Source organism: Mesonia aquimarina (assembly GCF_003667275.1).
GTDB classification, from domain to species: domain Bacteria; phylum Bacteroidota; class Bacteroidia; order Flavobacteriales; family Flavobacteriaceae; genus Mesonia; species Mesonia aquimarina.
Map to the genome: position 1 here is coordinate 42,450 of NZ_RCNV01000011.1, position 26,006 is coordinate 68,455.

The 26,006-nt window shown below is 35.1% G+C and carries 23 protein-coding genes; 1 reads left to right on the forward strand and 22 read right to left on the reverse strand.

Going from position 1 to position 26,006, the window contains the following annotated elements; genetic code table 11:
* The 3 genes from nhaB to D9R05_RS13115 all read right to left on the reverse strand — a co-directional run bounded on the left by nhaB (nt 1) and on the right by D9R05_RS13115 (nt 3,886).
* On the reverse strand, nt 1–1,470 hold the full coding sequence (gene nhaB, locus D9R05_RS13105) for a sodium/proton antiporter NhaB (protein WP_121667680.1): 1,470 nt from the start codon (nt 1,468–1,470) through the stop codon (nt 1–3).
* A gap of 40 nt (nt 1,471–1,510) precedes the next feature.
* Nucleotides 1,511–2,737 carry a Glu/Leu/Phe/Val dehydrogenase dimerization domain-containing protein gene (locus D9R05_RS13110; RefSeq protein WP_121667681.1) on the reverse strand — a complete coding sequence of 409 codons (1,227 nt, stop codon included), beginning with the start codon at nt 2,735–2,737 and terminating at the stop codon, nt 1,511–1,513.
* Between the two features lie 84 nt (nt 2,738–2,821).
* A complete protein-coding gene (locus D9R05_RS13115; protein WP_121667682.1) occupies nt 2,822–3,886 on the reverse strand; it encodes an anhydro-N-acetylmuramic acid kinase in 1,065 nt (354 codons plus the stop codon).
* A 96-nt stretch (nt 3,887–3,982) separates the two neighbouring features.
* Between D9R05_RS13115 and D9R05_RS13120 the strand changes: the two genes are divergently transcribed.
* On the forward strand, nt 3,983–5,125 hold the full coding sequence (locus D9R05_RS13120; RefSeq protein ID WP_121667683.1) for an acyl-CoA dehydrogenase: 1,143 nt from the start codon (nt 3,983–3,985) through the stop codon (nt 5,123–5,125).
* Nucleotides 5,126–5,154: 29 nt separating this feature from the next.
* On the opposite strand, the gene D9R05_RS13125 is transcribed toward D9R05_RS13120, so the two are convergent.
* The 19 genes from D9R05_RS13125 to alaS all read right to left on the reverse strand — a co-directional run bounded on the left by D9R05_RS13125 (nt 5,155) and on the right by alaS (nt 25,892).
* A complete protein-coding gene (locus D9R05_RS13125; protein ID WP_162984989.1) occupies nt 5,155–5,397 on the reverse strand; it encodes a PID-CTERM protein-sorting domain-containing protein in 243 nt (80 codons plus the stop codon).
* Nucleotides 5,398–5,406: 9 nt separating this feature from the next.
* Nucleotides 5,407–8,604, reverse strand: coding sequence for a T9SS type A sorting domain-containing protein (locus D9R05_RS13130; protein ID WP_121667685.1), 3,198 nt, complete (start codon nt 8,602–8,604; stop codon nt 5,407–5,409).
* Nucleotides 8,605–8,857: 253 nt separating this feature from the next.
* Complete coding sequence (gene paaZ, locus D9R05_RS13135) at nt 8,858–11,395, reverse strand: phenylacetic acid degradation bifunctional protein PaaZ (RefSeq protein ID WP_121667686.1); 2,538 nt, start codon at nt 11,393–11,395, stop codon at nt 8,858–8,860.
* Between the two features lie 11 nt (nt 11,396–11,406).
* Nucleotides 11,407–12,612, reverse strand: a complete 1,206-nt coding sequence (gene pcaF / locus D9R05_RS13140) for a 3-oxoadipyl-CoA thiolase (RefSeq protein WP_121667687.1) — start codon at nt 12,610–12,612, stop codon at nt 11,407–11,409.
* A gap of 289 nt (nt 12,613–12,901) precedes the next feature.
* Nucleotides 12,902–13,327, reverse strand: a complete 426-nt coding sequence (locus D9R05_RS13145) for a hotdog fold thioesterase (RefSeq protein WP_121667688.1) — start codon at nt 13,325–13,327, stop codon at nt 12,902–12,904.
* Between the two features lie 27 nt (nt 13,328–13,354).
* On the reverse strand, nt 13,355–13,765 hold the full coding sequence (locus tag D9R05_RS13150; protein WP_121667689.1) for a hypothetical protein: 411 nt from the start codon (nt 13,763–13,765) through the stop codon (nt 13,355–13,357).
* Between the two features lies 1 nt (nt 13,766).
* On the reverse strand, nt 13,767–14,927 hold the full coding sequence (locus D9R05_RS13155; RefSeq protein ID WP_121667690.1) for a 3-hydroxyacyl-CoA dehydrogenase NAD-binding domain-containing protein: 1,161 nt from the start codon (nt 14,925–14,927) through the stop codon (nt 13,767–13,769).
* A gap of 73 nt (nt 14,928–15,000) precedes the next feature.
* Nucleotides 15,001–15,369 (reverse strand): four helix bundle protein, encoded by a 369-nt coding sequence (locus tag D9R05_RS13160; protein ID WP_121667691.1) that lies wholly within the window; start codon nt 15,367–15,369, stop codon nt 15,001–15,003.
* 52 nt (nt 15,370–15,421) lie between these two features.
* Nucleotides 15,422–16,204 carry an enoyl-CoA hydratase-related protein gene (locus D9R05_RS13165; protein ID WP_121667692.1) on the reverse strand — a complete coding sequence of 261 codons (783 nt, stop codon included), beginning with the start codon at nt 16,202–16,204 and terminating at the stop codon, nt 15,422–15,424.
* A 73-nt stretch (nt 16,205–16,277) separates the two neighbouring features.
* Entirely contained in the window at nt 16,278–16,649 is a 372-nt protein-coding gene (locus tag D9R05_RS13170; protein WP_240463079.1) for a four helix bundle protein, read from the reverse strand.
* 48 nt (nt 16,650–16,697) lie between these two features.
* Complete coding sequence (paaD, locus tag D9R05_RS13175) at nt 16,698–17,198, reverse strand: 1,2-phenylacetyl-CoA epoxidase subunit PaaD (protein WP_121667693.1); 501 nt, start codon at nt 17,196–17,198, stop codon at nt 16,698–16,700.
* Nucleotides 17,199–17,391: 193 nt separating this feature from the next.
* Nucleotides 17,392–18,147, reverse strand: a complete 756-nt coding sequence (gene paaC, locus D9R05_RS13180; protein ID WP_121667694.1) for a 1,2-phenylacetyl-CoA epoxidase subunit PaaC — start codon at nt 18,145–18,147, stop codon at nt 17,392–17,394.
* A 114-nt stretch (nt 18,148–18,261) separates the two neighbouring features.
* Nucleotides 18,262–18,564 (reverse strand): 1,2-phenylacetyl-CoA epoxidase subunit PaaB, encoded by a 303-nt coding sequence (gene paaB / locus D9R05_RS13185; RefSeq protein ID WP_121667695.1) that lies wholly within the window; start codon nt 18,562–18,564, stop codon nt 18,262–18,264.
* A gap of 107 nt (nt 18,565–18,671) precedes the next feature.
* Nucleotides 18,672–19,628 carry a 1,2-phenylacetyl-CoA epoxidase subunit PaaA gene (paaA, locus tag D9R05_RS13190; RefSeq protein WP_121667696.1) on the reverse strand — a complete coding sequence of 319 codons (957 nt, stop codon included), beginning with the start codon at nt 19,626–19,628 and terminating at the stop codon, nt 18,672–18,674.
* A gap of 82 nt (nt 19,629–19,710) precedes the next feature.
* Nucleotides 19,711–20,784: a 1,2-phenylacetyl-CoA epoxidase subunit PaaE gene (gene paaE / locus D9R05_RS13195; protein WP_121667697.1), complete on the reverse strand. Its 1,074-nt coding sequence runs from the start codon at nt 20,782–20,784 to the stop codon at nt 19,711–19,713.
* Between the two features lie 69 nt (nt 20,785–20,853).
* Nucleotides 20,854–21,423 (reverse strand): TetR/AcrR family transcriptional regulator, encoded by a 570-nt coding sequence (locus D9R05_RS13200; protein WP_121667698.1) that lies wholly within the window; start codon nt 21,421–21,423, stop codon nt 20,854–20,856.
* A gap of 43 nt (nt 21,424–21,466) precedes the next feature.
* Nucleotides 21,467–22,081, reverse strand: a complete 615-nt coding sequence (locus D9R05_RS13205; protein ID WP_121667699.1) for a DUF4230 domain-containing protein — start codon at nt 22,079–22,081, stop codon at nt 21,467–21,469.
* Nucleotides 22,082–22,133: 52 nt separating this feature from the next.
* Nucleotides 22,134–23,084, reverse strand: a complete 951-nt coding sequence (locus tag D9R05_RS13210; protein ID WP_121667700.1) for a GSCFA domain-containing protein — start codon at nt 23,082–23,084, stop codon at nt 22,134–22,136.
* A gap of 195 nt (nt 23,085–23,279) precedes the next feature.
* A complete protein-coding gene (gene alaS, locus D9R05_RS13215) occupies nt 23,280–25,892 on the reverse strand; it encodes an alanine--tRNA ligase (RefSeq protein ID WP_121667701.1) in 2,613 nt (870 codons plus the stop codon).
* Nucleotides 25,893–26,006 lie beyond the last annotated feature (114 nt).

The following is a 26,006-nucleotide window of genomic DNA, read 5'->3' on the forward strand; positions in this document are numbered from 1 at the left end:
TTACAAAAAAAACACAACGCCTAAATAACCAATTATTGCCAATACAATGGTGTAAGGCAAGGCCATTTTTACCATTTTTAAGTAAGATAAATTGATTAAAGGTGCTAAAGACGAAGTCAATAAAAATAAAAATGCGGCTTGTCCATTTGGGGTTGCTACACTTGGCAAGTTAGTACCTGTATTAATTGCTATAGCTAATTTATCAAATTGTTCTTGAGAAATATTTCCACTGAGAAAGGCGTTTTGAACTTCACCAATATATACCGTAGCTACAAATACATTATCACTAATCATGGAGAGAACACCGTTGGCTACGTAAAATACGGCAGGTTGATCTGACGGATCTAAACTCAGCGCCCAATCAATAATAGGATGAAAAAGATGCTGCTCATGGATCATGGCTACTATCACAAAAAACACCACAATTAATCCGGTAAATGGCAAGGCTTCTTCAAAAGCTTTACCTAAACTGTGCTCTTCGGTTATTCCCATAAAAGCAGTTTGAACTACAATAAGTCCTAAACCGATGAAACCAACAGAAGCTATATGAAGTGCTAAACCACCTATTAATAAAATAGCTGCTATACTTTGTACTAAAAGTCCATATTTCTCTGATGAAGTACGTTTTTCATCCATTTCATCAGTATAATTTTCTATAATAGTACGAGCCACTTTAGGAAGTTTTTGCCCAAAACCAAACCAGCCTGTGGTTTCTAAAACAATAGTTGTTAGCAAACCGGCTAATAAAACCGGTAGCGTAATTGGCGCCATTTTCACGAAGAAATCAATAAAATCCCAACCCATTTTTTCTCCAATTAGTAGGTTTTGTGGTTCGCCTACAATAGTACAAACACCACCAAGTGCGGTACCTACTACGCCATGCATAATTAAGCTCCTGAGGAAACTTCTAAACTTATCTAAGGTTTCTCCACTAAGTTCTTTTCGGTCTAAAATCCCACTATCATTATAATCGGTGTCAGCTGATTGAATTTTATGGTAAACTCCATAAAAGCCAACCGAAACACTAATTAATACTGCCGTAACTGTAAGCGCATCTAAAAATGCAGAAAGGATAGCAGAAAGCAATAGAAATAATATTGACAGGATAAGTTTCGATTTTATTTTCGTGAAGACTTTACTGAAAATATACATCAATAAAGGTTTCATAAAATAAATACCGGCCACCATAAACATCAGCAAAAAGATAACTTCAAAATTTTGAATCACCTCCTCTTTGGCTGCTTCGGGCGATGTTAAATTTAAAATCAAAATCTCAATAGCAAGCAAACCACCAGACTGAAGTGGATAGCATTTTAACGCCATTGCTAAGGTGAAAATAAATTCAGCTATAAAAAACCAAGCTGTGACTACGGGTCCTAATACAAAATATGAAAGAACATTAAATGCTAAGAAAAAACAAATAGCATATTTAAACCACTTGGGACTGTTGCCCAAAAAATTTTTTAACATGGGTTGGGATAATAAATAGGGTTATTAATCTTGTGTTACATTAAACAAGTTGTTTTAAAGCAATTTCAAAAGCAGTTTTACAAATATTCGTTTTAGAACTACTTTTATCAAATATATTTTGAATGGCATTTTTAATAACATTTGAGGTGTCATTAAAAATAGATTCATCGGTCATTTCTATTCGGCTTTCCATTAGGTAAGCAAAAACTCTTGCCATACCACAGTTAGAAATAAAATCTGGAATTAAACTTACTTGCTCATCGGTAGCTTCCATAATATCACCAAAGAAAATTTCTTTATCTGCAAAAGGAACGTTTGCTCCGCAAGAAATTACTTCTAATCCGTTTTTAATCAATTTAGAGATTTGCTCATTTTTCACTAAACGAGAAGCTGCACATGGCGCAAAAATTTCCGTCTCTAAATCCCATATTTGTTCATTTATTTCATCAAAAGAAATCATCTTATCGGCAACAAGAGCATTACCATCTTTATGTAAGAATAATTGCTTAATTTCTTCAAAAGAAAAACCATCTTTATTAATCAACCCGCCATCTCGGTCTATAATACCAACAACTTTAGCTCCCATTTGTGCTAAGTAATAAGCGGCTGCAGAACCTACATTACCAAAGCCTTGTACTACAGCTCTTTTTCCTTTTACGTCTCCCCCGTAAATTTTATAATAATGACGTACTGCTTCGGCAACACCAAAACCGGTTATCATATCTCCAACGGTATATTTTCTTGCGGCATCTGGTGTATATTTAGGATTATCCAACACTTTAATTACACCATTACGCAATTGCCCAATTCTATTAATTTTCTCTGCTTCTGAAGTTTTAAAGTGCCCGTTAAAAACACCTTCTTGCGGATGCCAAAGACCAGCGTTCTCAGTATTAGGAATAACTTCGCTTCCTTGCTCAACATTCATATCGCCTCCTGTACCATAATAATTTTTCAATAAAGGCGAAACCGCTTTATACCAACGTTCTAAAACACCTTTTTTTCGTGGATCATTCGGGTCAAAATTAATTCCTGATTTTGCTCCTCCAATTGCAGGACCGGAAACCGTAAATTTTACTTCCATTGTTTTTGCCAAAGAAAGCACTTCATTCATATCTAAACCTTTGCGCATTCTGGTTCCGCCACCAGCAGCACCGCCTCTCAAAGAGTTGATAACTGTCCAGCCCTCTGCTTCAGTTTCAGCGTCTTTCCAGTTAAATACAATTTCGGGTTGCTTGTTTTCGTATAGTTTTAATAAATCTTTCACGAGTAGTATATTTTTTGGGTAATTTTTTTTGCTGCACAAATATACACAAACCCATTGTTGTGAAAGTATTTGAGCCTTATAATTTTACGGCAAATAGATTTTTCCTGAAGAATGATCTTGCTTTGCTCCGGTAACACTTTTTAATACATTTATTTCTCCGCGTATTTTTAAAACCCCCAGAAAACCAAACAACAAGGCTTCTTTGTACTCAATCAGTAAAGATTCAGGCACAACCATTTGAACGGATGAATAATTTTGAATACGTGAAATCAAATATTTATTAAAAGCACCGCCACCGGTAATCAACATTTTTTTTGTCGATGAATTTTCACAAACGTTAGCTATTTGCTTCGCAACATGCTCTGTAAAAGTTGCGATAATTATTGCTGAAGAAAGTCTCGATTTCTCTAATAATGGAAAAACCTCTGTCTGCACCCACTCTATTCCTAAAGATTTTGGCGGTTCTAAATGATAAAACAAAAGCGCATTTAATTCTTGAAGCAAATTTTCATCTAGCTTATTTTTTCGAGCAATATCTCCATCCACATCATACTCTTTTCCAAATTTTTGGGCATAAAAATTTAAAACTGTATTTACCGGACAAATATCAAAAGCTATTCGCTCATCATTTTTCTTAAATGATATATTAGCAAATCCCCCAAGGTTTAAACAATAATCAAATTCTTTAAATAACAATTCATCTCCAACAGGAACTAAAGGTGCACCCTGACCGCCCAACGCTACATCTTGTACTCTAAAATCACAAACTACTTTTTTTCCGGTCTTTTTTGCTAAACTCGGAAGATTCCCTATTTGATAGGTAATTTGACGTTCCGGTTGGTGTAAAACGGTATGTCCATGGGAGCAAATTATAGCTTTACCTATGTTATTTTTATCAATAAAAAATCGAATTTTTTCGGCTAAATAATTTGTATATGCTTCATCTAAAGCCTGTAATTCAAGTTTATTTATTGAAGAAGCCTTTTCTAGTTTATCTTTCCAATCTTCAGTATAGGCTACGGTTTCAGCAAACTCTATTCTATAATTCCATCGATTCTCACTTTTATAAAAATTAACTAAAGTAAGATCGATACCATCTAAGGATGTACCCGACATTACGCCTATAACTGAGTAATTTGTATTTTTCATATTCGTAAAAATAACTAATAATCGTTGAAAATTTAGTACTTAAAAAGTATCTTTGTAGCCTTTCAATTCAAATTATCATAATTAAATAAAAGCACAATGGATTTTAAGCTTACAGAAGAGCACTTAATGATAAGGGATACTGCAAGAGATTTTGCAAAAAATGAATTGCTTCCCGGAGTAATAGAACGTGATACAAAACAAGAATTCCCTACAGAACAAGTGAAGAAAATGGGAGAACTTGGTTTCTTAGGAATGATGGTTTCTCCAGAATATGGCGGCGGCGGAATGGATACTATTTCCTACGTGCTTGCTATGGAAGAAATCTCTAAAGTTGACGCTTCTTGTTCAGTAATTGTTTCTGTAAACAACTCGCTTGTTTGCTGGGGAATTGAAACTTTTGGTACAGAAGAGCAAAAGAAAAAATACCTTACAAAATTAGCGACAGGAGAATCTATAGGAGCTTTTTGTTTAAGCGAACCTGAAGCAGGAAGTGATGCAACATCGCAAAGAACAACTGCTATCGACAAAGGAGATCATTATATTCTTAACGGAACAAAAAACTGGATTACTAACGGCGGGAGTGCTGATTATTACTTAGTAATTGCACAAACCGATCGTGAGAAAAAACACCGTGGAATTAATGCCTTTATTGTTGAAAAAGACTGGGAAGGATTTGAAATTGGCCCGAAAGAAGATAAATTAGGAATTAGAGGAAGTGATACCCATACGCTAAACTTTAATGATGTAAAAGTCCCTAAAGAGAATAGAATTGGCGAAGACGGATTCGGTTTCAAATTTGCTATGAAAACACTTTCTGGCGGAAGAATTGGTATTGCGGCACAAGCCTTAGGCATTGCCAGTGGTGCATATGAATTGGCACGTGATTATTCTAAAATCAGAAAAGCTTTTGGTACAGAAATTTGCAATCACCAAGCCATTGCTTTCAAATTAGCCGATATGTATACAGAGATTGAAGCTTCTCGTCATTTAGTAATGAAAGCCGCTTGGGATAAAGATCAAAAACAGAATTATGACCTTTCTGGAGCTATGGCAAAATTATACGCTTCTAAAACTGCTATGGATGCTACTGTGGAAGCTGTTCAAATTCACGGAGGTAATGGTTATGTAAAAGAATATCATGTAGAGCGTTTAATGCGTGATGCAAAAATTACACAGATATATGAAGGAACTTCTGAAATTCAAAAAATTGTTATTTCCAGAAGCCTTTTACAAGATTAAAAACAATCTTTAAACTAGTAAACCCCTTTTTAAAAAAAGGGGTTTTTTTTATTCATTTTTTCTCCACGTAGCTTTTTTACTCCAAAAACAACGCCTGCTAAAAAAGCTATGCCTACAAAACCATCTATTGGTGCTGCAGCTGCTCCTGAATCATTCACATCATTATCAAAATCTATTGGGGTTCCATCAAACTGAGCAAATAGCGGACTACTAAACAATAGTAAAAATCCACAAATAATAAACCGTTTTTTTATCCTTACTGACTGCATCATCATCCTCTTTTATTCAAAAATTAATTTTTTTGTAAAAACTCCCTCTTCATTTTTCAGTTGAAGTACAAACAAACCGCTAGACAAGTTTAAATTCTCAAGGACTAAACGCTTGTTGTTAGCCTGCACATTTTTATTAAAAACCAATTGACCTAGTTGATTATAAATATGCACCTGAGTGGTATTTCCTTCAAAAATTGATGAAATAATATTTAATTGATTCCCTTGTAAAGGATTCGGGTACATTGTAAAAGAGATTGTACTTTTAGGTGAAATAGATAATTGATTTTCCTTGAAAATAATTTTAAACCGCTCTGGCGCAAAACTTTCTTCAATGCTTTCATCGATTTCAAAAGCGACAAAATTAGCCGTATTATTTTCTAACTCATATTCTTCTTCGGAATATGTATCAACGAAATATGCCGTATAGTTTTCTATATAACTAACTTCTATTTTAAAAGTATAATGACTAGTTCTTAACTGATTAAAAAATAATGGCAATTCAGTTTCCTCATCTGGCATAGATCGGTATTCCAAGCTCAAATATTTTGATCCGTTAATAATTGCCAAGTTTTCATCCGGGTTTCCCATTTTAGGGGCATCGTTTGCTATTACATCATCTTCACCATTTTCAGCAAAGTTTATAGTAACTTCATCATTATTAGCTAAATTATTCAGAAGGTTTTCATCCGAAAATAATTCAACTTTCATCTTGGCTTTATTTACTGGTTTAAAAACAGTATTAGCAGTTTCTTCAAGTACTTTGTCACTTTCCTTAAATAGTATAGAAGTCGAACCATTATTGAATGTTCTTACAAAAATAGCCTGGCCCGGTTGTATAAAATGATAATCTGTAGGTTCCGACAAATCTATTATTATGTATTTCCCTCGTTCAGTTGAAGAAACATCCCAAACATAATAATTATTCGGATTTACATTTGTTGAGTTTGACATCACACTAGCCATATCTACAACTGCTAAATAAGGATTGCCCACAAAATTATAGGCATCTGCAGAAGTATTTAAATTGATACTTACATCTCCTTTCAGCAAATTTCCTTTTGTTCGTAAAACAGTTGATGTCGGTGTTGCTGAATTGTCTGTTACATCTATAGAACGATCCCCGCGCACCATTAACCGGTAAGCTTTTGCAGCTTCAATTTGAGCGGTATCTGTATTCAGGAATGTTTCCCACTGTTGAGTTGAATTATCATAACCAAACAACGAAGGGTTTCCCGTTGGTGTTGCATCAAATCCATTTCCCCCTGTTATTGAACCTGTAATATGAGTTCCAAAGCCGGGTGTAGGATTATCGTCTTTATCTATGCCTCCCTCTTGCCAGTTTTCTTGAATAGAGCCGATTGAGTTTACCGGACTTGAAAAAAAGCGAAAGGCGCGTTTTGCAGAAAAATAACGCTCTGTTATTACTTGACCTGAAATATTACCATTACTTAAATCTCCTACAGTTGCTGTTTTATCTGCTGAACTCTTAAAAGTTAATATATTATTAGTCGTTAACGTTCCGCTAATTATAGAAAGTTTTCCTGTTAATTGCGTCGGAGTTTTAACCGACACATTTCCATCAATACGCATATCGCTAACCACGCCTTCTATTTGACTAGTCAAAGAGGTAGGGTTTGCAATTAACTCAATATCATCAATAGCAAATTCATCTCTAGCACCACTTCCACTAACTAAATTATCTTCAGAATTCCAAACTAGGTAATACACTTCATCATCTTGGATGGATAAGTTTTCTAAATCAGTTTTTAAGTAAGTACTTTTCCACTGCACATCAGCATCCGCATTTTCTGGTGTTGCAAATTCTAAATTAGCTTCTTGCGTTAAATTATTTTCTGCATCACCGTGATAAAAATCAACACGTGTAGATCTTGCCTGATCATTATATACATATACTTTATACGAAATTGATAATGAAGTAATGGTCGATCCGGTAATATTTTGAAACCTGAAAATTATTTTTCCGGGATTAAAATCATCAGTTCCTCCACTTGACTGAACCCCTAAAGCATTATTTCCGTTACTAACCGTAAACGCATACAAACCTGAATTGGCCTCACTTACTCCCCCCGAAGAAACACCACTTGATAATTTAGGTAAAGTTGTATAATCTCCTCCAAATGGAATTGGACTGCTAGAAAAACCTTCAATCTTAAAAGTATCACTATCTAATGCTCCTGTAGCAGGATTACTTTTCAACCCATTTCCGGTGAATTTTCCATTATTGACATTTGGAATAGTAATATCAAAATTGATTAAAAAGCGCTGGTTAGTTGTATTTAAAGCTAAGCCTAACGGGTTATCCGGTAAAACAGTATAGTTTCTTAGAGAACTTGTCGTTTTCTGACCATTATTATCCGTAGCTTCAATTCTATAATAAACACTCGTGTTCTCACTCTGGGCAGGAATAGAAGTTCCAGTTACATACTTATGGGCTGACGTAAAATACATGGTTATTTGATTTGACAAACTTCCACTGGTAAGTCCCCACTTTAAAACAACTGAAGCCAATCCATCACTATCTAAAACTCGAGCTGTAACACTTACACTATTTGAAGATGTTACATTATTTGCGATAGGATTTTGAGTAATACTTTCTATATAAGGGCTTCCATTTGCTGAACCTGTAAACGTTTGGACCATATTATTTGCTCCAAAAGTTTGTGTATTGAAAGAAAACCATATAAAATCTTGATAAGTTCCACCTGAACCCAATAATTGAAGTGAACTTGTCACACCGGTTGAAGCATCCTCTGAAGAACCGATATCAATTGAAGTTTCTCCAATAGCAGCACCGGAAACAGCCGTAACAACTCCTCCATAGCTTAAAAACTGACCGGAAATTAAACTACCTAAATAGGTTAACGCAATTCCTCCTGTACCATTTTGTATTGAGGTCGGCTCCCAAAAAAACAAAGTGAAATTTCCGGAAGTAGCTCCTTCTGTAAATTGATCTACCGTTTGTGAATCGTAGATATTCCCACTGGCATCGTATAGTAAAACTTCATAATCTTGAAGTGTTCCAGGACTTTCTATAACAATTTCTATTGCCTCATTATCATCAATCCCTGTATTCTGATAATGCAGCTCATTTATCCAAGCATTTGTTTGGCAAAAACCTTCACCAAAAAAAAGCAACAGCGTAGCCAAAAGTACAACTGTTTTTAAAGTTGGTCTTATAAATTTCATTCCAATAATTTATTAAGTTCTTAAAACAATGTACTTACAAATAATTCAATTGTAAGCTCCCCCACATTGTGTTTCAGGGTGTTAAATTATATAGAAATGAAACTGACAAAAAGCTTTTTTGCAATTCTTAGGTAAGAACTCCATTATTAACGATAAACTGCAAAATCATAACGTTTGTATAGCGTAGTTCATTTTAAATAAAAAAGGAGAGTCTTTTAAAAACTCTCCTTTTTTCACCTTTTGAAATAAGCGATTATATAATACCGAATTGCTTAAAGTGATGATTAATATGCTTTCTATGCATCAATTTCCACTCAAATTTGCTTAGTTCTCCAAATACTGCATTTTTAGTAACCGCATCGGGGTTTTCAACAAAAAAGTTTGTGTATTGCTTTTTGGCTTCCTTTAATTTTTGTTTTGCTGTTGCTAAGTCTTCGTGCTTCAAGCTGAATAACTCTCCTTCTTTATAAAAGGGAAAATTATAGTTTTTAGGCATTGGTTCATAGTTATATAGAGTTTCCTTAACCTCATCTATATATTTTTCAGGCGTAGCGATTTCAAAATCCTGAATTTCGCCGGAAGCAATTCGATAGCTATCCTCCAAATGCTCAACCATATGCTGCGGCGTCATCATTCCCCATGCTGGTTTTGTATCTTCTTTTAAATTATGTAACGCCTTTTCAAAAACCTCATCGGTAATTTCTTTAAAGGTCGTTTGCTTTTTCTGAACCATCGTTAAAATAGTGGCGATGGCAACTAAAGCTTCTTTCTCTTCCTCTTCACTTTCAGGGATATTTCCTTTGGTGACATCGGTATCAAAAACCTCTACATACCACTTTACAATTCCGCTTGGTAATTCTTTTCCTTTTTGATCGCGATCTATTTTTTGTTTACAGGTTAATCTAACGTGAATGGTATCATTATGGTAAAGCGGACGTAAGAATCTAATTTCTTCTAATCCATAATTTGCAGCAACCGGTCCTTTATTTGGATATACAAATAATCCTGCTGCTGCAGAAATAATAAAATAACCGTGCGCTGTACGTTGCTCAAAAATACTTCCTTCCAGCGAAGTAATATCGGTATGCGCGTAAAAATGATCCCAGGTTAAATTCCCGAAATTGATAATATCGGTATCGGTAAGGGTTCGGCTATGTGTTTTTAAGGACATTCCCGGTTCTATATCTTCCCAATGATATGCAAACGGATGCTTTTCTGCTTCTTTATAATCGGCATTTGGTTGATAAATCCCGGTAACTTCTGTCAAGGTTGTTGGTGAACCTTGTACCGCACAACGCTGTAAATAGTGTTTAATTCCGCGAACACCGCCCATTTCTTCACCACCTCCGGCACGTCCAGGACCACCGTGAATAAGGTTGGGTAATGGTGAACCGTGACCGGTACTTTGTTTAGCACTTTCACGATTTAAAACCAAAATTCTTCCATGGTGCGTTGCGGCTCTAACAGTATAATCTTTAGCAACTTTATCGTCGTTTGTAGCAATAGAACTCACCAAAGAACCTCTACCCATTCTGGATAATTCGACCGCTTGATCTAAGCTTTCATAAGGCATTAACGTACTTACCGGCCCAAAAGCTTCAGTTACGTGCGCAGCCTCATTGGTAAACGGATCATTTTCACGTAATAAAATTGGCTTGATAAATGAACCTTTTTCAAAATCAGCGCCAACAGCTTCTCCGTTTTCAAAATCGCCATATACAATATCGGCGGTCTTCGCGATTTCTTTTACACTATTTTTTACGGCTTCTACTTGTTTTTTGTCAATTAACGTTCCCATACGGACTTCCTTTAGACGAGGATCTCCATAAGTCACTTTATCCAAGGCTTTCCCAAGTGCAATTTGAACATCTTCCATTATATTTTCCGGAACAATAATTCTTCGGATTGCAGTACACTTTTGACCGCATTTTGAAGTCATTTCATTACGAACTTCTTTAATGAAAAGATCAAACTCAGGTGTTCCTGGCTTTGCATCTTCTCCTAAAACAGAAGCATTCAACGAATCGGCTTCCATCGTAAACGGAACAGATTCTTCAATTAAACGCGGATGTGTTTTTAATTTGCGTCCGGTTGAAGCCGAACCGGTAAAAGTGACAATGTCTTGCGATTCTACCGTATCTAAAATATCTTTTCGCGTTCCGCTAATTAATTGTAACGCGCCTTCCGGTAAAATTCCAGATTCAATAATAACTTTTACTACTGCTTCTGTTAAATAAGCACTTTGTGGTGCCGGTAAAACTACAGCAGGAACGCCCGCCATCCAGTTTACCGCACATTTTTCTAACATTCCCCAAACCGGAAAATTAAAAGCATTAATATGAACCGCAACTCCTGTTTTTGGAACCATAATATGATGCGCCATAAAGCGTCCACCACGTGATAAATCAATCGGTTCTCCTTCCACGTGGTACGGCTGATTAGGGAATAATTTTCGTAAAGAAGCATTCGCAAAAAGGTTTCCGAAACCTCCTTCGATATCAACCCAACTATCTATTTTTGTAGCGCCGGTTTTAAAACTAATATCATAAAAAGTTCGCTTATGTTTTTGAAGGTGAAAAGCTAATTTTTTAAGCATATTTCCACGCTCGATAAAAGTCATTTTCCGAAGCGTATCTCCTTTTGTTCTTCCGTATTGTAATACTTCTGGAACGTCTATTCCTTCGGTAGTGATGTTGGTGAAATGTTCTCCGGTAACCGAGTCAAAAATAGGGTTTCCTTCTCCTTTACCATCAATCCATTGTCCTTGTATATAATGTTGTACTTTTTGCATCTCTTAATTTTTTAAACACGTTCAATTACAGCAGCATAGCCTTGTCCTACACCCACACACATGGTCACCAAAGCATATTTTTTTCCGGTCAATTGTAATTCTAAGGCAGCTGAATTTGCTAATCTTGCTCCGGTTACGCCAAGCGGGTGACCAATAGCAATTGCTCCTCCATTTGGATTTAATCTGGGATCGTCATCTTTTATGCCCCAAGCTCTTGTACACGCTAAAGATTGTGCGGCGAAAGCTTCGTTTAATTCAATTACATCCATATCGTCCATCGTTAATCCGGCTTTTTTCAAAGCTTTGTTAGAAGCTTCCACCGGACCGATTCCCATAATTCTAGGTTCAACCCCAACTACCGCTGAACTTAAAATTTTTGCCATAGGTTTTAAACCGTATTTTTCTACAGCAGTTTCTGAAGCTATAATCGTAGCAGCTGCGCCATCGTTTAAGCCCGAAGAATTTCCTGCAGTTACGCTTCCGTCCTTACGGAAAGCCGGACGCAACTTCGCTAAAATCTCTTTTGTACTGGTCGGTTTTATGAATTCATCTTTACTGAATTGTATTGGATCCTTTTTCCGCTGTGGAATTTCTACCGTAACGATTTCTTTATCTAATCTTCCGTTTTCTTGTGCTTTGGTAGCTTTCATCTGACTCCAATACGCAAAGGCATCTTGATCTTCTCTTGAAATTTTATATTTATCAACTAAATTTTCTGCGGTTACCCCCATTCCATCGGTACCGTACATTTCGTGCATTTTTGGGTTGACAAAACGCCAACCAAAACTGGTATCGTACATTTTAGCATCGTTTCCAAATGCACTGGATGGTTTAGCTATTGCGTAAGGTCCGCGAGTCATGTGCTCAACTCCTCCGGAAATAAATAGATCTCCGTCGCCGGCTTTAATGGCACGATTTGCATGAATAATTGCTGAAAGACCACTACTGCATAATCGGTTTACGGTTTCTCCTGGAACTGAATGCGGTAAACCTGCTAACAATGAACACATTCTCGCAACGTTTCTATTATCTTCTCCGGCTTGATTAGCACAGCCTAAAATAACATCATCAAATGCTTCTTTAGGAATGTTCGGGTTTCGCTTTAGAATTTCTTTGATAACTAAAGCTCCTAAATCATCTGCTCTCACAGGAGATAAAGTTCCTTTGTAATTTCCGATGGGCGTTCTAATGCCGTCTATGATATATGTATTTTTCAAAGTATAAATTTTAAATGATAAATGTAAAAGTTTAAAGTTATAAAACCTTAGTATTATGATTTTTACATTATCGGTTATTCAATTATAAATTTCAATATTAAATGAGCAGTGAAACTATTAGGTTATAGCGATTAGTTTTCACTTGTACATTTTAAATTTTTCGGTTTTCACGTATTGCGCAAGGGATGGAGCAATTTGTTGGAGCTCTTTTGAGATTCCTGCCTAAGCAGGAATTAAAAAAGCGACTTGCCAGAGCCCGACCCGTTAGGGTTGTGCCCAAATCACTTGTTTACTTTTCCCAGTCTACACTTGTTCTATAGGTAACTCCTTTAAAAAGCGCTACCAGTTGATCTTCTTTTTTTACTTCTACAATATAAAATCCTAGTTTATTTTTTTGACTTTTTACATCAGATTCTGCTGTAATTACATCGCCTTCTTCTAAAGCTTCAATATGATTAATCGAGGTTTCTATTGACACTGCTTTTTTTCCGTAAGTGTTACAAGCAAAGCCAAAAGCAGTATCTGCCAATGAATACGTGATACCGCCGTGTGCTTTTTTCATGCTATTCAACATCTCTTTCTTGAGTGTCATTTTTACTTTGCAATAGCCTTCGCGCACTTCCACAATTTCAATCCCTAACCATTGACTAAACGCGTCATTTTCCAACATATAATGTGGGATTTCTGTGGGTGAAAATGCATTTATATCTTTCATTCGGGTCTATATTTGAATAAATGAATCTTAAATTGATTGTTTAATTTTGTAGCCTAACCAAGCCATAGGAATATATGCCACAATTAAATCGAGCGCTATAAACCAAGTTGGGGCGGGAACCATAAAAGTCATAGAGATTCCCCCTATTAAAAACAAGAACCCTACTATTAAAGCTAATACTAATTGACTACTTTTTCCTATAGCGGCAGCAACCAATCCACCTACAAGGGTTCCCAAAGCATGTGCTAAAAAAGGAAAAATAAAATGCTTAGGTTGCATCAAATCTGCAGCTGCATTTATACCTTCGGTAGTTGATAAATCTGCTCCCTCTGGCGGAGGAATTATAGAACCGCTGATAGAAATAATTCCCATATTAACAATCCCGCCAATGACAGCTCCAACAATTACCGCTATGATATTTCTTAATACAACGCTCATTTTATGATAAATTAAAGATAGCTTCTTCTTTATTCATTTTTCTTAGCAACGGACTGCAACGGTAACGATCTTCATGATATTCGTTATAAAGTGCATCCATTTTATTCACACACCAATCGATTCCTTTTTCGTTTGCCCAAGCTAAAAGACCTTTTGGATAATTTACTCCTTTGGTCATCGCCAAATCGATATCTTTTGCGGTAGCTATGTTCAAAAAAAGTGCATCGGCTGCTTCATTAATAAGCATCACCAGTACACGATCTAAAATTTCTTGTCCTAATTCCTCGTCTTTTTTTGGCGTGGCTTTTTTCGAATCTTCTCCATAATCGTAAAACCCTTTTCCGGATTTTCTACCGAGATAACCGGCTTCGGCTAAACGCTTTTGAGTGAACGATGGTTTATAACGCGGATCGTAATAAAACTCTTTAAAAACGGTTTCAGTAACCGTGTAATTGACATCGTTCCCAATAAAATCCATTAATTGAAAAGGCCCCATTCGAAAGCCGCCTAATTCTTCTAACGCCCAATCGATAGTGGCAAAATCTGCTTTTCCTTCTTCATAAATTCGGAGTGCTTCCCCATAAAAAGGTCGCGCTACGCGATTTACGATAAAACCTGGTGTATCTTTTGCCAACACGCCTACTTTTTTCCAATCGGAAATAATTTGAACTACTTTATTTTTGACTTCTTCTGAAGTTTGAATTGCCGGAATAATTTCAACTAGCGGCATTAATGGAGCCGGATTAAAAAAGTGAACGCCAATTACGCGTTCAGAATTTTCTAAAGAAGCTGCAATAGAAGCAATCGATAATGAAGAAGTGTTGGATGCGATGATTGCATCCTGTGATTGATAGCTTTCTAATTCTTGAAAAACTTTTCTTTTAATTTCTAAGTTTTCAACAATAGCTTCAATCGTTAAATTCGCATTTGCGAGATCTTTTAATGAATTTACATAAGAGATATTGCCTTGAATTCTGTTTTTTTCGGCTTCATCAATTCTTCCTTTTTCAATTAAACGCGATAAAACTTTTTCGAGTTTCGCTTTGCTTGTATCTAAGGCTTCTTGCTTTGTGTCGTAAACCATTACAGAACAATCGGCAGTAGCTGCTACTTGTGCAATTCCGCTTCCCATTGTTCCGCAACCTATTATTCCTACGTTCATATTATTTCAAATTTTTAAGGTTTCATTTCAAAATTCAATTTTAGCTTTGTTCTAAACCGAATTTTTATGTCTTTTAATTTATTAATTTATTTTTCTTTTTTGAGGTAGAAATACTTTTAGAAAATATTAAAATAAGTTGATTAGACTCATCTATTAATTCATCTAATTTCTCAATCTGTTTCAGTAGACTTGCTCCTTTTTGAATTCTTAAATTTGTTTTAGACTCTCTTAGTTCCTTCAGACAAATTTGCATCTTATGAATATAATCCCTTGCTGATTGAGCAGCAATAGCTTCAGAATAATTTAATGCAACACTCGTAGCTGAACGTATTAATTGACCACATAAATGTTGAGATGCAAAACTTTCATCTGAATGCTTCGTTGCTTTAATACAACGTATAGCAAAATCAATTAATCTATTTTCTAATTCTTCCGAGGTCATATTTAATTCAAATTTGAAATATAAAATTTACAATTTCTAAGTTTGAAATAGTTTATTCTCCTTTAAAATTAGGTTTTCTTTTTTCGACAAAGGCATTTACGCCTTCTTTATAATCGGCTGTTGAAGCTGCTGCAATTTGATTTTTTGACTCCAAAGCTAATTGTTCTTCTAAATTATTTGTCAACGACTGATTGAGCGCTTCTTTTGTTAAGGCTAAAGCACGCGTGGGCATATTCGCTAATTTTTCAACTATTTTTGTACTTTCTTCTTCAAAATTTTCCGCTGAAAAATATTTGTAAATCATTCCGAGTTCTTCCGCTTCTTGCGCTGAAACTTTATCGCCTAACATCGCTAAAGCAGACGCTTTTTGAAAACCGATTAATCTCGGTAAAAAGAACGTTCCCGCGCTATCGGGAATTAAACCGATTTTACTGAAAGCTTGAATAAATGCGGCGTGTTCTGAAGCGACTACAATATCACAAGCCAAAGCGATATTAGCTCCGGCTCCGGCAGCAACTCCATTTACCGCTGCAACTATTGGTTTTTCAATTGATCGGATTAGCTGAATAATCGGATTATAATGCTCTTCTAAAATAGCTTTAAACCCCGGATTTAAATCAGGATCGGTGACTTCTTTTAAATCTTGACCGGCACAAAATGCTTTTCCGTTACCGCTTAGTAAAATTGCTCTAACTTCATTATTTTCAGCACATTTTTTTAATTCTTCTTGTAAAGAAAGAGCCATCTCCCGATTGAAGCTGTTAAAAACTTCCGGTCGATTTAAACTTATTTTTGCAACTTTATTCTGAATTTCAACTTGAATACTTTTACTCATGGGAAATTATAAATATTAAATGTAAAATGATAAAGTCTAAAGTCTTTAAATTTTACATTTTTCGGTTTAAATTTTAAATTCTTTTTTGGCTTGAGGTTTTTATACTTGTGGTGAAAATCGCTACAAGTTCTTTGTTTTCTTTTATTATAAATTCAAATTTATGGGGGAATTGAATTAAATTTGCTTGATTTAAAATTTCCAAATTCACTTGAGATTCTCTTAATTCTTTCAGGCAAACTTTCATTTTATGAATAAAATCTTTTCTTGATTCCGCACTTTGTGCTTCGCCATAATTAAGAGCCGAAGAAGATGCAGACCTTATCAATTGTTTGATTAAGTGTTCTGCCGCATAATTTTTATGAAGCGCATTAACATTTTTAATCACCTCTGCCGAAAAATTCACTAAACGCTGCTGCAAATCGTAATCTTGCATTTTATTATTCATAAACCACTTTTCACTTTCTACTTTTACATTTTTCTGTTTTTCGGTTCTTTAAATTAAACATTTAAAATAATCGAATGGTTCTTGACAATCATTACATTTAAATAATGCTTTGCAGGCCGTAGAACCAAACTGACTTACCATATGGGTATTTGTGGATTTACATTGCGGGCATTTTACAATTTGCTCTTCCCCTAATAAGGCTTTTTTATCTGAAGTTGCATCCATTGGCGGAGCAATCCCATATTCCTCCAAAGCTTTTCTACCTTCTTCTGTAATCCAATCGGAAGACCACGCGGGTGCTAAAATTAAGTTAACTTCAGCTTCGTAACCTGCTTCTTTTAAAGCTGCCTTTATATCATCACCAATTACATCCATCGCAGGACAACCGCTGTAGGTTGGGGTGATCTCAATTTTGGCTTTTTTACCGTCTAAGTTTGCGGACCGAACAACTCCTAAATCGATGATAGAAAGTACTGGGATTTCAGGATCCGAAACTTGTTTAAGAATCGGTTCTAATTCTTCTTCAATATGTACTTTTTCTTCTACCATTAAAAAATTTTAAATTATAAATGATGAATTTTAAATATAAAAGTAAAATCAATTTAGATCGCTTGTTGGAAAACTTTTACATTTTTCGGATTTATATTTTATTTATGAGATGCTGAAACAAGCTCAGCATGACACTTAATTATAACTCTCTTTTGTTTTCTATACTTTTTAGATTCCTGTCTATGCAGGAATTTTACCATTTCATTCCGGGATAGGTTCGTTGCATATATTGCATATCAGTTAACAAATACCCCATATGTTCTGAATGAATTCCTTTTTTACCGCCTTCTTGAAAATATTTTAATTCTGGAACTTCAAGTGTAGCTTCTTCTAAAATTTCAGCTACATTTTTATAATAGGTTTCTTTTAATTTTGAAACATCTACTCCAATTCCTTCTTCAACTGCTTTTTTATCATCTTCAGTCAGGTGAAATAATTCATCTGTAAATCGCCATAAATCATCTATTGCAGTTTGTATTTTCTGCTTGCTTTCTTCGGTTCCATCGCCTAAACGTTTAATCCAATCTGAAGAAAAGCGTTTATGATAACTTACTTCTTTCAAGCTCTTTTTTGCAATAGCTACTAGAGTCTGATCGTGACTTTTTTGCATTTCAGTTAGTAATAAAAAGTGAAAATGATCAAACAAAAACTGTCTACCAATCACAAATGCAAAATCACGGTTAGGCTGCTCTACTAACAATACATTTAAATATTCACGTTCTGTACGCAAAAAAGCAATATCATCTTCGGTTATTTCTTTCTCAGAAAGTTGAGCGGCATATTGAAAATAACTGCGCACTTGCCCAAATAAATCTAAGGAAATATTAGTTGTAGCAATATCCACTTCTAAAGTCGGTCCATGCCCGGTTAATTCTCCTAAACGTTGACCAAGAATTAATGCGTTATCGGCAATGCCGTAGATGTATTTTATTAAAAAATCTTTATTCATTTTGATTAATTTTCAAACCGAAAAATTTAAAATGTAAAACGCTAAGCTCAAAATCCGATTAACGAAAACACTTTTAACTTTTACATTTGTTATTTTTCATTTAAAATTTGCGTTTTACATATGTTTTACCTCATCCGGTAAATCGTAAAATGTAGGGTGACGGTAGACTTTGTCTGAAGCAGGTTCAAACATTTCTCCGTTTTCATCAGGATTAGAAGCTTTAATATTTTTGGCTTCAACCACCCAAATGCTTACGCCTTCATTTCTTCGGGTATACACATCGCGTGCATTCTCTAAAGCCATTTCTGCATCTGCAGCATGTAAACTTCCAAAATGACGATGCTCTAAACCGTTTTTACTTCGAACAAACACTTCAAAAAGCGGCCATTCTTTTTTATTTTTTTTATTATCTGACATATATTTTTAGTATTTAGTGATTAGAATTTAGAATTGAGTTCTTAAGCTATATTTCCCTTATTTTGAAAAATTAATATTTTACTCATTACTCAATTCTCAGTACTTAATCAAACTGCTTGTTTCACTTTTTTATCAGCTTGCTTATCTGCATGAGCCATTGCTGCATCTCTTACCCACTGACCGTTTTCCCAGGCATTTACTCTAGTTTGCATACGTTCTTTATTACAAGGACCATGACCTTTTACAACTTGCCAAAATTCATCCCAGTCTATTTTTCCAAAATCATAATGACCCGTTTCCTCGTTCCATTTTAAATCTTCATCCGGAACTGTAATTCCTAAAATATCGGCTTGTGGAACCGTCTGATCAATAAACTGCTGACGTAATTCATCGTTGGTTTTACGTTTTAGCTTCCATTTCATAGATTGTTCGGTATGCGTAGAAGCATCATCTGTTGGACCAAGCATCATTAAAGACGGCCACCACCAGCGATTTAACGCATCTTGCGCCATTTGTTTCTGCTCCTCGGTTCCATTACACAAGGTTAGCATAATTTCATAACCTTGACGTTGGTGAAAACTTTCTTCTTTACATACTCTCACCATTGCCCGCGCGTATGGTCCAAATGAAGTATTACATAAGGGAACCTGATTGATAATTGCAGCGCCATCGACTAACCAACCAATCGCACCAATATCTGCCCACGTAATAGTTGGGTAATTAAAAATACTGGAGTATTTTGCTTTTCCAGAATGCAATTGCTCAAACATCTCATCTCGCGAAATTCCCAAGGTTTCTGTTGCACTATATAAATACAACCCGTGACCGGCTTCATCTTGAACTTTTGCCAATAAAGCCACTTTTCTTCTTAAAGAGGGAGCTCGGGTAATCCAATTTCCTTCGGGTAACATCCCTACAATTTCTGAATGCGCATGCTGAGACATTTGTCGAATATGGGTTTTTCGGTACTTCTCTGGCATCCAATCTTTGGGTTCTATTTTTTCATCTCGAGCAATTTTTGCTTCGAAAATTTCTTCTAAATTTTTCACTTCTTTCTCACTCATCTTCTTTTGTTTTATGTTTAAAGTGTTAAGTTAAGTGTTTAAAGCTTTACACTTCAAACTTAAACTTGCGACTTTGAACAGATTATACATCAAAATCTACAACTACTTTTTCTGAAGTTGGTACCGATTGGCAACTCAACACAAAATTAGCTGCAACCTCATCATCTTCTAAGGCATAATTAGTTTTCATTTCTACAGAACCTTCAACCAACTTACATTTACAAGTACTGCAAACGCCACCTTTACAAGCAAAAGGCAAATCTGCCCCAGCTCCTAAAGCAGCATCCAATATATTATCGTAATCGTCCGTCATTCCAAAATGGAATTCTTTTCCGCCATCGAGAACCGTTACTTCTGTTCCTTCAAACTTATGCTCGATCGCTTTTGCTGCACGCTTTTTATCTTCATCAGAAAGCCCGGTAACAAATAACTCATAATGAATTTTTTCTTTTGACAAACCTGCTTTTTGAAGTTCGTCACGGATAAGAAAAATCATTTGCTCGGGTCCGCAGATAAAGCATTCGGCTGTATCCTCTATATCAATAAGTGAACGTGTTAATTGCTGAATTTTTTCTTCATCAAACCTTCCATTAAACAATGGAATATCACGTTGCTCGCGGGTTAGAAAATAATAAATCTCAAACCTTCCAAAATACTTATTTCTAAGCTGTTCCAATTCTTCTTTAAAGATAATGGATTTTGCATTTTTATTCAAATAAAATAGCTTAAAGGTACTATTGGGCTCTAAAGCCAAATGCGTTTTTATCATCGAAAGAATTGGCGTAATCCCACTTCCCGCTGCAAAAACAATATAGTTCTTCTCGTCTTCAACATCAACATGAACCCCAAATTCTCCGCTTGGCTTCATTATCTCTAACTTGTCGCCAGCATTTAACTCTTCATTGATATAGGTTGAAAATTTACCGGTAGGAATTTGTTTTACCGCTACACGCCACTCATCGTCAACAGGACTTGAACATAATGAATAAGAACGTCTTACATCTTCACCACCAATAATTTTCTTTAAGGTTAAATGTTGCCCTTGGTGATAAGTAAATTCTTCTTTTAAATTATCGGGTACGTTAAAAGAAACAACCGTACAATCTGAAGTTTCTTTGTAAACGTCTTTTACTTGTATTTCGTAAAATTTTGCCATGCGTTTATTTATAGTGACAAACAAAACTAACGATTGTTAGTTTTGTTTGCAAATTATAGGTGTTAAATATTATTTAATGACTCCTGAAAGCAGTATTTGCCTTAAATCTTGCTTTATTTTTTCTTCATTAAAATTATTATTTTTTGAGTACCATAAATATAAGGTACGCAAAGTGGAAAGTAATGAAAATAATGTGATTTCGAGATCTGTACTTTTTAATTCGTTTTGCTTCATTCCCTCTCCTAGAATTTCTCGAACTTTAAATTCGTAGGCATTACGTAATGTTAAATATTGTTGTTTATTAGCTTTATCTAGATGCATCCAGTCATTATTCATACAAGCTAGAAAATCTGTTTTTTTTAGGGTGATTTCAATATGATTTTCTACAATTGCTTCTAATTTTTTTGTTGTGGAAATTTCCTGTGGAAAAACGCGGGTAATGTGTTCGGTAAAATTTTCGGCTACGTCTAAAATAATGTATCCTAAAATTTCTTGTTTTGATGCAATATGATTATATAAACTAGAAGCTTTTATACCTAATGATTCTGCTAAATCTCTCATAGATACCGCATTGTAGCCTTTTTCTTTAAACAACCGGGCTGCGGTATGAATGATTTCTTTTTTACGTTCTGTTTTCATAAAAGGCAAGATAATATTTTAGCCGATTTTATTATACTTTTCCTTATAAATTCAACTCATTGAAGCCTGAAGAACTGCTTAATTCTTCATTGTTATACACCAATGTCCACCCCATAGAGTTGGTTAATACAAAAAGTTTTTGCAGTTCAGAAATCAACCGATTTTCTGCATTTTTCATCAAGCTAGATGCCTGAATTTTTTTGCGAAGGTTTTGTGTAATTTTTTTCTTGATTGTATTATAATCGGCAGCTTCAAATTGATTGAGGTAATCTTGTGTTACATCGTAAAACTCAATATTAGGATTGATACTCAATTCAGGCTCAGGGATAGTTGTAATTTGCAAAGTCTTTGTTTCTTTATTTATTTGATAGTTGAGATTAGACAAATCATAGGCAACAACAGCTTTTGCATTTACAACAACCAAGGCTTTTTTTCGCGCCGATAAAAAATCAAAAATAAAACTCTCCGTATTTTTGTAGTTATAAATTTGTGCGTAACTACCTTCTGAAACAATGAGTTTACTTACGTTCTTTATTTCTTTTTCGATAAGCTGAGAAGCTTCTGCTAAAGATTCTTTTTCAGAAAACCGATTGCTGATATAGTTATAAGCTATGGCTATTAAAATTGCTACGACAACCCCAAGAAAAAACTTTTTCATTGTACATTTTTTATCTAAAATACAGTTTTTTAGAACAAAAGAGTCATAAAAACTAAAATGTAATATGAGACCATTTTTGCGCTAGTTCGGATTTGTCTGACGCTAATTTTTTCAGGAATTTTTGATACGCTTCACTTTCCGGATAAAAAGCTTTATGCTGTAAGCCGCGTTGAATTTCCGCCACTTGTTTCATCGTTTCAAAACTTTGCGCCTCCAACCAGCTTGCCGAAAATTTCTCCCAAATATAATCTATCGCCATCGCGGATGGATGTAATAAATCATCTTTATAAAAACGATAATCACGCAATTCATCCATCATTAGCTCATAAGAAGGAAAATAAGAATTTTGCTCCAGGTTTTTTTCAATACCAAGATGAATCGCACTTAGTAAATTAGCTTTACTTCTCGAATTTTCCACCAAACCATCTTTAGCGTGACGCACCGGCGAAACGGTAAAAATAAGTTTGATACTTGAATTAATTTTACGCAATAAACAAATTGATTTCTCAATACTTTGCTGAATTCGATCTGCCGAAATAATTTCCTTCTGAAATTTTTGTGGTGGAATTTTATGACAATTCGCTACATATTGATCGGTAGAAATAAATCTATAAACCCAAGCAGTTCCATAAGTTAGAATTACATGCGAGGCTTCGGTCAAAAAGTGTCGTGTTTCCTGAACAGCCGTATTCAAATTCGTTAGAATTTCTTCGCAACTTCCAGCACTTAATTTCGAATGAGCTTCAAAACAATGCCAATGCTTGTTATGATAGACAAGATCTTCTTTTGTATAAAATTTCTCGCTGACAAGCCTTTCTAAAAACTGTTCGATCGCAAAGGGATGAAATAATATGCCAAAGGGATTTTGAAGCGATTGAAATTTATAATACTGAAATTTATCGCCTATATTTTCTGAAAAACAAGACCCCAATAAAAACACCTTTGAATCATAACCAATTTTTGGCTCGCCTTCAGGAATTCTTACCGGGGTTTGTAATTTCATATCATTTAAATTGAAGTGGAGATCACTTATCAGGATGAGATGCTGAATCAAGTTCAGCAAGACGAAACTCTATTTTTCACTAAACGTCATCCCGAACTCGATCCGGGATCACATCCATTTCTATTATTAAGAATAAACTTCGATAAACTCAGTTTAAATCTTTAATAAGCTTTAACATATCATCAAATTTTCAGCTTATTTAATATATTTTTCAGCTTCTTCTAAAGCTTTTTCAATTCCTTCAGGGTTTTTACCGCCTGCTGTAGCAAAAAAAGCTTGACCGCCACCGCCACCTTGAATAAACTTTCCTAATTCTCGAACAATTTTTCCGGCATTCAATTCCTTTTCTTCCGCTAATTCTTTCGAGATATAACAAGAAAGTAAAGCTTTTCCGTTAGCTTTAGAACCCAAAACCATAAATAAATCATCTACCTCGCCTCCTAATTGAAACGACAAATCTTTCATAGCACTTGCATCCAAATCAACTGTTGTTGCTAAAAATTTTACACCCTTAATTTCGGTAATTGCATTTTTTAAATCGCCTTTTACATTTTTAGCCTTCTCTTTCAATAAACCTTCAATCTCTTTTTTAAGCTTGGCATTTTCTTCTTGCAGATCGCTTACCGATTTTATAGGATCCTTTGCATTTTTCAACAAACTTTTTATCGTTGAAAAATTTTCACTTTGCTGTGTTAAATAATCTTTTGCTGCATCGCCTGTAATTGCTTCAATTCTACGAACTCCGGAAGCAACAGCACCTTCAGAAATTATTTTGAAGTGCCAGATTTCAGAAGTGTTCTTCACGTGCGTTCCGCCACACAACTCCATTGAATCGCCAAATTTAATGGTCCGTACCGCATCGCCGTATTTTTCACCAAATAAAGCAATCGCACCTTGTTTAATTGCTTCATCATAAGGAATTTTCCTATTCTCTTCTAAGCTTAATTGTTCCTGAATACGAGCATTCACAAAATTTTCTATTTCGGTTAATTCTTCCGATGAGACTTTACTGAAATGTGAAAAATCGAAACGTAAATAACCACTGTGTACCATACTCCCTTTTTGCTCCACATGCGTTCCTAAAACACTTCGTAAACCTTGATGCAATAAATGTGTAGCCGAGTGATTTGCCGCAGAACGTGCGCGTTGTTTTTCATCAACAACTGCTTTAAATTTCTGATCGAGATTTTCAGGTAAGTTTTTAGTGATATGAATAATCAGGTTATTCTCTTTTTTGGTATCAATAATATAGGTTACATTACCGTTACTGCTTTCTAAATAACCCTTATCGCCTACTTGACCACCGCCTTCAGGGTAGAATGGTGTTAAATTAAACACCAACTGGTATAACTCTCCTTCTTTTTTGCTTTCTACTTTTCGGTATTGCGTCAGTTTTACATCAGCTTCTAAATGATCGTATCCTATAAATTCTTCTTCGTCATCTTCTTGTAAAACCACCCAATCTTCAGCTTTTGTTTGTGCGGCACTTCTAGATCGTTCTTTCTGTTTCTGAAGCTCTTCTTCAAATTCCGTTTCATTTAATGTAAAGCCTTTCTCTTCTAAAATTAAAGCGGTTAAATCAATCGGAAACCCGTAGGTATCATATAATTCAAAGGCTTTTTTTCCTGAAATCTTCTTTGATTTACTGTTGGTAATAATATTATCTAACAATACTAATCCTTGATCCAACGTTTTTAAGAAAGAACTTTCTTCTTCGCGAATTACATTTTCGCAAAGATTTTTTTGCTTTTGAAGTTCAGGAAAAGCTTCGCCCATTTGCTGGCTCAAGGTGGCAACCAATTTATAAATAAAAGGTTCTTTGGTGTTTAAAAAAGTAAATCCGTAACGAATAGCACGGCGTAAAATTCTTCTAATCACATAACCTGCGCCATTATTACTCGGCAATTGTCCATCGGCAATTGCAAAACTTACCGCTCGTAAATGATCGGCAATAACACGAATAGCAATGTCTGTTTCTTCATTCTTTCCATAGATAGAGTTGGTAATGGTTTCTATTTCACGAATAATAGGCGTAAAAACATCGGTATCGTAATTAGAGTTTTTTCCTTGTAAAACCATACATAAACGCTCAAAGCCCATTCCGGTATCGATATGCTTATTCGGCAATTCCACTAATGAGCCGTCGGCTTTTCGGTTAAATTGAATAAATACCAAATTCCAAATTTCAACCACATGCGGATGATCTTGATTGACTAAATCTTTTCCAGGAATTTTCGCTTTTTCTTCTTCTGAACGAATGTCAATATGGATTTCTGAAGCAGGACCACACGGACCTTGATCACCCATTTCCCAAAAATTATCTTTTTTATTACCTAATAAAATTCGGTCTTCCGGAACAATCTCCTTCCACAAATTATAAGCTTCTTCATCTAGCCCGATGCCGTCTTTTTTATCGCCTTCAAAAACTGTCACGTATAAATTTTCGGGAGTTACCTTGTACACTTCCGTCAACAATTCCCAAGCCCAAGCAATTGCTTCTTTCTTAAAATAATCACCAAAACTCCAGTTTCCTACCATTTCAAACATGGTATGGTGGTAAGTATCTTTCCCTACTTCTTCTAAATCATTGTGTTTTCCACTAACACGCAAACATTTTTGAGTATCGGTTACCCGGGTATTTTTTGGCGTTGCATTCCCTAAAAAATATTCTTTAAATTGATTCATCCCAGCATTGGTAAACATCAAGGTAGGATCATTTTTCATCACCATCGGTGCCGAAGAAACAATTTCATGCGCTTTCGATTGAAAAAATTCAAGGAATTTAGAACGGATTTCTTTAGATTTCATAAGCTATTTGTCTGCCTAAATGGTTATAATTATGTTTCTAGTGAAACAATTTCTATCTTTGTTCGTCTTACTAGTAGAAAACACTAGTAAATAGATCGCAAAAATAGCATAATT

Coding starts and splice junctions, on each gene's coding strand:
- nhaB (WP_121667680.1), bottom strand. CDS start 1,470: ATGTTAAAAAATTTTTTGGGCAACAGTCCCAAGTGGTTTAAATATGCT.
- D9R05_RS13115 (WP_121667682.1), bottom strand. CDS start 3,886: ATGAAAAATACAAATTACTCAGTTATAGGCGTAATGTCGGGTACATCC.
- D9R05_RS13120 (WP_121667683.1), top strand. CDS start 3,983: ATGGATTTTAAGCTTACAGAAGAGCACTTAATGATAAGGGATACTGCA.
- D9R05_RS13125 (WP_162984989.1), bottom strand. CDS start 5,397: ATGATGCAGTCAGTAAGGATAAAAAAACGGTTTATTATTTGTGGATTT.
- D9R05_RS13130 (WP_121667685.1), bottom strand. CDS start 8,604: ATGAAATTTATAAGACCAACTTTAAAAACAGTTGTACTTTTGGCTACG.
- paaZ (WP_121667686.1), bottom strand. CDS start 11,395: ATGCAAAAAGTACAACATTATATACAAGGACAATGGATTGATGGTAAA.
- D9R05_RS13145 (WP_121667688.1), bottom strand. CDS start 13,327: ATGAAAGATATAAATGCATTTTCACCCACAGAAATCCCACATTATATG.
- D9R05_RS13150 (WP_121667689.1), bottom strand. CDS start 13,765: ATGAGCGTTGTATTAAGAAATATCATAGCGGTAATTGTTGGAGCTGTC.
- D9R05_RS13155 (WP_121667690.1), bottom strand. CDS start 14,927: ATGAACGTAGGAATAATAGGTTGCGGAACAATGGGAAGCGGAATTGCA.
- D9R05_RS13160 (WP_121667691.1), bottom strand. CDS start 15,369: ATGACCTCGGAAGAATTAGAAAATAGATTAATTGATTTTGCTATACGT.
- D9R05_RS13165 (WP_121667692.1), bottom strand. CDS start 16,204: ATGAGTAAAAGTATTCAAGTTGAAATTCAGAATAAAGTTGCAAAAATA.
- D9R05_RS13170 (WP_240463079.1), bottom strand. CDS start 16,649: ATGAATAATAAAATGCAAGATTACGATTTGCAGCAGCGTTTAGTGAAT.
- paaD (WP_121667693.1), bottom strand. CDS start 17,198: ATGGTAGAAGAAAAAGTACATATTGAAGAAGAATTAGAACCGATTCTT.
- paaC (WP_121667694.1), bottom strand. CDS start 18,147: ATGAATAAAGATTTTTTAATAAAATACATCTACGGCATTGCCGATAAC.
- paaB (WP_121667695.1), bottom strand. CDS start 18,564: ATGTCAGATAATAAAAAAAATAAAAAAGAATGGCCGCTTTTTGAAGTG.
- paaA (WP_121667696.1), bottom strand. CDS start 19,628: ATGAGTGAGAAAGAAGTGAAAAATTTAGAAGAAATTTTCGAAGCAAAA.
- paaE (WP_121667697.1), bottom strand. CDS start 20,784: ATGGCAAAATTTTACGAAATACAAGTAAAAGACGTTTACAAAGAAACT.
- D9R05_RS13200 (WP_121667698.1), bottom strand. CDS start 21,423: ATGAAAACAGAACGTAAAAAAGAAATCATTCATACCGCAGCCCGGTTG.
- D9R05_RS13205 (WP_121667699.1), bottom strand. CDS start 22,081: ATGAAAAAGTTTTTTCTTGGGGTTGTCGTAGCAATTTTAATAGCCATA.
- D9R05_RS13210 (WP_121667700.1), bottom strand. CDS start 23,084: ATGAAATTACAAACCCCGGTAAGAATTCCTGAAGGCGAGCCAAAAATT.
- alaS (WP_121667701.1), bottom strand. CDS start 25,892: ATGAAATCTAAAGAAATCCGTTCTAAATTCCTTGAATTTTTTCAATCG.